Raw genomic sequence first — 7,118 nt, 5'->3', positions numbered from 1 at the left:
TTGACCCACAATTAAAACATCATCTGGTGTACAATTGTCTGCATACAAATCATATACGCGCTGCATAATACGTCGAGGATCATTCTTTACAGTTAGTAAAGAATTACGCGCCTCTTCAATACCTAAAGAACGAGCTACGCAGAGATATCGCCATACTGTTTCTTCTACATCTTGAGCATTCACAGTCAAATCTATTTCAAATTGTTCAGCGCCCTCAGCAAATCTTTCTGCATAATAATACGATAATCCACGTTGCCAGAGGTAGGGTTTGATACGGACATCCAATTGCTCTGCTACATCAAAATCTTGAATAGATTCATCAATTTTGGCCAGTTGAAAGTTAACCATGCCTCGACGAATGTAAGCATTGGGATTTTTCGGCTGATTGCGAATGGTTTCGTTCCAGCGCTGGAGTTGATTTTCCAGAGAATTTGAAAAAAACATGAGTTTGTCTAGCTAATATGCAATTTTAGACGAACAAAATCAGCACTGTGGTCAAGCTGCTTTCTTCTCTAACTGGAAAATTATGGCATGATGCTTATTGTTTCAAGGTAAGTCCTACAATAAATCTCAAATATCAAACTCAGATCCATCCACGAGGTAGAAGAAACTACTTACAAAATTCAGTATTGTAAAATTGCTGTTTTAAAATTCAGGAAAAAACGCTCGTGGTTCCCATTAGAGATAATAATCCGACAAAAATCACGCCTTATGTAACTTATGGACTGATTGCTGCCAATGTCCTCGCTTTTCTTTATGAGGCAAATCTTCCCCCCCAAGCATTAAATGGATTTTTACACCTTGCGGCTGTAGTTCCACGAGAACTCACCTTAAGCTTTGCTGGTATCTCTGTACATCAACCAGTACCAGAGTGGGCAACTTTGATTACTTCACAATTTTTGCACGGCGGTTTCTTGCACTTAGCCGGGAATATGTTGTTTCTCTGGATTTTTGGTAACAATGTTGAAGATAAGTTAGGCCATGCTAAATATTTACTGTTTTATTTATCTTGCGGTGTTTTGGCATCTTTAACACAGTGGTTCTTCGCTCAAGATTCTAGCATTCCTTCTTTGGGTGCAAGCGGTGCGATCGCAGGTGTTATGGGTGCATACATTCTCCGCTTTCCCAACGCCGAAGTTCTTGGTGTAGTACCTTTAGGGTTTTTCTTCCCAACTTTTCGTGTCCCCGCATATTTCTTTTTAGGATTCTGGTTTCTCGAACAAGCCTTTTACGGGCTTACTAGTCTCGAAGCACGTACCAACATCGGTATGGAAAGTGGCGGTATTGCCTATTGGGCCCATGCCGGCGGGTTTATTTTTGGGGCAATTCTCGGCCCACTGTTGGGTTTATTTAGCGATAAATCCCAGGAAGAAGCTTGGTACAAGTAATTTTTCATAGTATCTTTGTTACCCTCAATTATACTGGTTAATTTAATAGGTGAAATTGTTTGACCTTCGCAACTGCTAGCCTGACAAGCTATATTGCAGTTAGTCAATAATTTAGGAAAAACACCTGTGTTTCCCCTCTACGATGAAAATCCGACGCGAATCACCCCGTATTTCACCTATGGGTTAATTGGCATGAATGTTTTAGTTTTTATTCACGAGGTGAGCCTGCCACATGCACAATTGAGTCAGTTTTTCAGTGAATATGCAGTAGTGCCTCAAGAGTTAACCACCAATTTGAATGGAGAGTGGATAACGTTATTTACGTCGCAATTTTTACACGGTGGTTGGTGGCACTTAATCTCAAATATGGTGTTTCTCTGGGTTTTTGGCAATAATATTGAAGATCGATTGGGTCATGCCAAATATCTGATTTTTTATTTGGCGTGTGGTGCTTTAGCTGCCTTGTGTCAATGGTTTATTGGGATGAATTCTGAGATTCCTTCCTTGGGGGCAAGTGGTGCAATTTCTGGGATTTTGGGTGCGTACATTATCCGCTTTCCCCACGCTCAAGTCATGACTTTAATATTTTTGGGGTTTTTCATTACCACAATCAGAGTTCCAGCACTAGTCATAATTGGAATTTTTGTTGTGCAAAATGTGATATCCGGTCTTGCTACCCTCCAAACAGCCGCTAATATGACTGTGCAAACTGGTGGAGTTGCATATTGGGCACACATCGGTGGTTTTGTATTTGGGGTAATTCTCGCTCCCTTGTTTGGCTTGTTTCGGCGCGATTAAATACAGCATTTCCTGAAACTCGTAGCAAAAAATTGCTACCTTTCAATTCTCTGCGCTAACCTTCTCTTCTTTCAGAGGTGCTAAAGCGAACACTAATACTAATGCGATACTCTGTGTTAAAACTACTACATTTGAAACTATTAGTTTTTGTTGGCCCTGGCTGAAACTTCTTCTGACTGTTCTACCTCAGATGTAAATGCTGATGATTTTGGAACTTCTTCAGGTACAGAGACGATGATATCAGCACCATTAATAATTGCTCCCAATAACCCTAGTTCGGATTCAACCAATTGATCGATAGCTTCACCTAGCATATTCTCTTGCGTATAGTTTGGTCGCGCCACTAGTACGATCCCATCACTGTAGGGTTGAATTAACAAAGGATCATTGGATATGCTGAGGGGACTAGTATCTAAAATGACTAAATCAAAACGTTCGCGGACATCTTCTATCAGCCGCCGCATTTCGCTAGATTCAAGAATAGCAGCGGATTGCCGCACTGGGCCAGGGCTGGGAAGAATGTATAAATTCTCAACATCAGGAACTAAACGAATACATTCACTCAAATTAGCGTAATAACGTAGGGGTTCAATAGTGGCTTCAGGGTCAGGGATTACTTTTAAAGATGTACAACGGGAAGGCGATCGCAAATCTGTTTCGATAATTAAGGTTCTTTTACCAGCACGGGCGGAAGCAACACCCAAATTATAAGCACTTGCCGTTTTACCCTCTAGGCTACTGGTGCTAGTAATCAATACTACCTTTAAGTTTTTACCACCAATCCGGCGCATATTACTACGGAATTTCTCATAAAATTCTAAATAAGGAGAATCTTGGGAAAATACTACCGGTACAGCATCTGGCTCCAAATCATCAACTGGCATTAAAGGCAATTCTCCCAACAGTGCCACTTCTCGTTGCTTGAGGCTTTCGCGGATATCCTCCCTGGTTTTGAAAGTCCCTTCCAGCGCTCCCAACAAAAATATCACCCCGCCACCAATCAATACACCTAAGAAACTACCCACAGCAAGGGTAATAGGCACACTCTTCGGAGGTTTGGGATCAACAGTGACTGCGGGGCGTCTGGCAACACTGAGGCTGCTAGTAGTTTCTGCCTCTGCGGTTTTCGCATCGGTTAGCTTCACCTGCATTTGGTCATAGATAGCTTTTTTGAGTCCAACTTCCTGTTCTAAACGCGATCGCTCTAATTGCTTATTGGGTATCAGAGCATACTCTCGCCGGAGTCGCGCTTCTAGTTGGATTTCTTGAGCTAGTTGTTGTTGCAGTGTTTCCCTTTGGGTTTGTAAAGACACCATTTGGTTTGCCAATTGCTGGCGTGTTGGATCTAAGCTGCTTTGAGTGCGAATACCTGCAACGCTACCCTGAAGTGGAGCCGCCGTTCCACCACCACCTAAAACTTCAGCAGCACGTTGTTGTAGTAATTCCTCAGCAGCTTGTTTCTGACGCAGTAACTGCACCATCGTTGGATGTTCTGGCCGCAAATCTTTTCTGAGTACAGCTATTTGCGATTCACTTTGATAAATTTGCGCTCGTAAGTTACCAATAATTGGATCGGCACTCAAAGCAGAAGAAACATAAGCTTGTCCGACTGTTAAGCCTAACTTATTTTGTAAACTGCGAGCTTGACCATCAACCCCAGAAATAGTTAATTGAATTTGCCGTTGGAGATTTTGGCTGGCAGTAATGGCGCTTAACAAGCTGCCATTCTCTGCTGCTAAGATTGCTGTTCGCTCGACGCGATCGTACTGTTCCAACTTCTTTTCAGCAATTTGCAATTCGCGTTTAGCTTGTGGTGTGCGATCGTTAATCTTTTGAATAATTGCTTGTAATCGCCCAGTATTGATGTCACTACTCAACTTGATCATTGCTTGCATCAATTCCGTCAATACCTGTATGCCTCGTTTGGCGTCACTATCTACATATTTAAGTTCAAAGGTAGAAGATTCTAATTCTCCACTCTTAGCATTTTTTTTAGGTAGAGCAAGAGCAAGACTTGCACCGAGTTGTTTCGGTTTGATACCGACTTTCTCCGCCACACCTGCAATTATTTGGTTTGATAATAAAACTTCCTCATTTAGTTCCTTCCCTTGCTGTTGGATTTCATTACCAGTTGCAGAGAAAGAAACTGGCGGGCCACTATAAGTAAGTGCCCCAGATGCTATATAGCTAGTAGGTGGCTCTGGTTGCATAGCTACTACAGTTGACCCGGCGACAACTAAACCAAAACTAGCTAGTCCAATCCACTTATATTTATCAAAAGCAATAAGATAGCGTTTAACAATTGGTGGGGTCATGGTCGCTTCGCTCCAATTCAAAATTTAAATATTCAAAATTCAAAATTTAGGAAGCACCAAACTAAAGATAGTGGCTTTGATACAAGGATGCTATCAACTTCCTACTGTATATGTCGGTTGATATCTTTAAGATTTTTTCATTAATAAATTCAAAGATAAGTTAGAGATGTGGCCTTTTACACTCAAAACTATTTTCAGCTTGCATTCTTCTTTTAATTTTACTAATCCGATCCACCACCGATGTTGTCAAAAAACCGGAGAAAGGATTGAACATTGAAGAAAGGTTGGGTAATGGTAGTCAAGAAATTAGTAATTCTACCAATGAGGTTCCGACCAACAACAATAACATCATTATCTTGAAGTGCTACATTTTGCGACGCATCACCGCCTAGAGCTTTTTTAGCATCAAGTTTTTGTGTAACAGCTTTCCCTCGTTCCGAATCAAAGCGAACCAGAGCGATATCTCTCAGATTAGCAGTGTCTAGATTTACACCTCCCAAAGCATCAACAAATGTACTGCCATTAGGCAGTGCTTGAATGGAAAGGCCACCCGCAGCGTAGTTTAAAACTCGGACTCTAATCTGTGGTGTGGCCAAGGATGAACGTGCTACCAAATTGCGGTCATAACCATCTTCATTACCTACTTCACGACGAGGCACGAGTATCGCATCTCCATCTTGTAAGCGTAAATTTGGGATTGAACCGCCATTTTGCAGTGCTGCGTATAAGTCAATCGTTTGTGAAATCACAGAACCATCGATTAACTTCCGGCGTATTTGCACCTGTCGCAGGTCTGCATTCAACGTTGAACCACCAGATGTTAGCAAAGCATCAGCAACGCGGGGTGTTGGTGAATTAATTGGATAAATTCCTGGTCGAAATATTTCCCCGCTAATGGTAACTTGAACTGGTCGCGTTCCTGCCAAAGATACTACCACAATTGGATCTGGGAAAAAGCGACTCAAGCCCAAACGAATTTTTTCTTGAGCTTCTTCCAAGGTTAAACCTTTTAATGATACCGTTCCCACTTGTGGCACAATAATGTTGCCTTCTGGACTAATTACAGCTTGAAAACTAAGGTCTTGACGCTGCGTTACTAAGGCTAAAACTATTATTGGATCGACTACATAACGATTTAAACCCAAGCGAATTTTTTCTTGAGCTTCTTCCAAAGTTAAACCTTGTAAAGAAACTGTTCCCAATAACGGCACTGCAATATTACCTTCTGGGTTGATTAAAGCTTGAAAGCTCAAATCTGGAAAGCGCTGAACCGAAACGCTAATTCCATCTCCTATGCCTAAACGGTATGGCCCAGGAGGACGCTGAAGCACAACACCAATTGCATCTCCTGGCCCCAAAAGGTAGCGGCTGAGTTGCGGGGAAATTTCTTCATTTGCGAGAGGTGCAACTTCATTAACTGGCACAGGTGAGGGGAATTTCCCTGGTGATTGTCCTTGAGATGGAAAAGGCTGGGCAACAACAAGTTGGATAGGTGTTGTTAAGAAAACTCCTACTTGAAGACTAACAAAAGACAGGGCGCTGAATCCACGCATATAATAACTGGCATCTATGAACATCGGTGTAGAAAATATTGATATAGAAATTAGTCGCGCCGAGTGGTTATTTTACTCTAAAAATGCCTTCAATGTCTCTTTTATCTAGAAGTATTTACCAAGAGAAAGAGACTAATTTTGCTAAATTTAATTTCTAACTTCATGTTATTAACATCATTTTAGGTGAGTTTCAGCCTGAACACAATTTATAGAGATACTCTTGATAAATCTCCGCACAAGGGCACCCATAACAGACTCTATAAAGGGCCTGCCATTAATGCAGCTTGCACTGTTTCCCCAATAGACTGGGCTAAAGACCAAGATGTTTCTACCTCCCCCAAAGGTTCCATTGGAATCAGAATGCTCACGCCAACCCAAGGAGTGCGTTGCTTGCGCCACTGTGCCACTTGATCTGCCAAGAACCAGTGAAAAGGTGATGGATTTCCGCCGTCTGGCATAGCATACCATTGCAAAACAGCGAAGGTTTGCTGTGGTGTGGAGGCGCGAAAAAACCTAGCTTCTACTTTAGTTTCGACATTAGAAGCCAACTTTGCAGATGGTTTCACAGTAAATTCCGCAGAACGAGATTGAGCTATATCCCACTTTCCCCAGCGCGATCTTCCCCAGCCATTAACGTCTGTCCACTCTACCTCTGGTTGATCCATAGGCCCATTTTGTGGCAACAAAAGCAGGATTGCCTGGGATTCGGAACCTTCTTTTTTAACTACCTGCAAAGACCATTTATGTTCGCCAATTTGCTGTTCTGCTTGTTCAATGGTTTGCCAACCAGGAAGGTTTAACCCAGCTTTGCGGATCTGTTTTAATTCATTGAGGGTAGTAACAGCTGGCGGCTGTTTCCATTGCCAGTATCCTGTCAGATATCCGGGAACCCCCGCCATTGCTAGCAGCAGTAGCAATAACAAAAGTGCTGCTACCTGAGTCAATTGGTTTTCCTTGAAAAATTTAGAGAAGGAAATCATCAGTAAAATTTGCAATACTTAGGCAAAATTTTACTTTATAAAATCACATTGTGAGTTCAGTAATATTTAGGACTTACGTATAAG

General features: G+C 41.9%; 6 protein-coding genes. 2 read left to right on the top strand and 4 right to left on the bottom strand.

The features are described 5' to 3' along the window. Positions 1-444, bottom strand: a 444-nt coding sequence (locus IQ229_RS06955) for a tetratricopeptide repeat protein (protein WP_194042439.1), incomplete at its 3' end; no start/stop codon positions are given. Positions 445-668: 224 nt separating this feature from the next. Between IQ229_RS06955 and IQ229_RS06950 the strand changes: the two genes are divergently transcribed. Both IQ229_RS06950 and IQ229_RS06945 read left to right on the top strand, forming a co-directional pair. Then, positions 669-1,388 carry a rhomboid family intramembrane serine protease gene (locus tag IQ229_RS06950; protein ID WP_194042437.1) on the top strand — a complete coding sequence of 240 codons (720 nt, stop codon included), beginning with the start codon at positions 669-671 and terminating at the stop codon, positions 1,386-1,388. Between the two features lie 126 nt (positions 1,389-1,514). Beyond that, the gene (locus IQ229_RS06945) at positions 1,515-2,186 is read left to right on the top strand and encodes a rhomboid family intramembrane serine protease (protein WP_194042441.1); all 672 of its coding nucleotides are present in this window, start codon (positions 1,515-1,517) and stop codon (positions 2,184-2,186) included. 140 nt (positions 2,187-2,326) lie between these two features. Here IQ229_RS06945 and IQ229_RS06940 read toward each other — a convergent pair whose 3' ends face one another. From IQ229_RS06940 to IQ229_RS06930, 3 genes are all read right to left on the bottom strand, one after another. Next, positions 2,327-4,501: a GumC family protein gene (locus IQ229_RS06940; RefSeq protein ID WP_194042435.1), complete on the bottom strand. Its 2,175-nt coding sequence runs from the start codon at positions 4,499-4,501 to the stop codon at positions 2,327-2,329. A gap of 221 nt (positions 4,502-4,722) precedes the next feature. After that, a complete protein-coding gene (locus IQ229_RS06935; RefSeq protein ID WP_194042433.1) occupies positions 4,723-6,078 on the bottom strand; it encodes a polysaccharide biosynthesis/export family protein in 1,356 nt (451 codons plus the stop codon). Between the two features lie 233 nt (positions 6,079-6,311). After that, positions 6,312-7,034 carry a cyanoexosortase B system-associated protein gene (locus IQ229_RS06930; RefSeq protein WP_194042431.1) on the bottom strand — a complete coding sequence of 241 codons (723 nt, stop codon included), beginning with the start codon at positions 7,032-7,034 and terminating at the stop codon, positions 6,312-6,314. Between the last annotated feature and the right edge of the window lie 84 nt (positions 7,035-7,118).

Source organism: Nostoc cf. edaphicum LEGE 07299, assembly GCF_015207245.1.
Taxonomy (GTDB): Bacteria; Cyanobacteriota; Cyanobacteriia; order Cyanobacteriales; family Nostocaceae; genus Nostoc; species Nostoc edaphicum_B.
The sequence above is the reverse complement of the archived record's forward strand: the minus strand, read 5'-3'. Positions and strand labels throughout refer to the sequence as shown.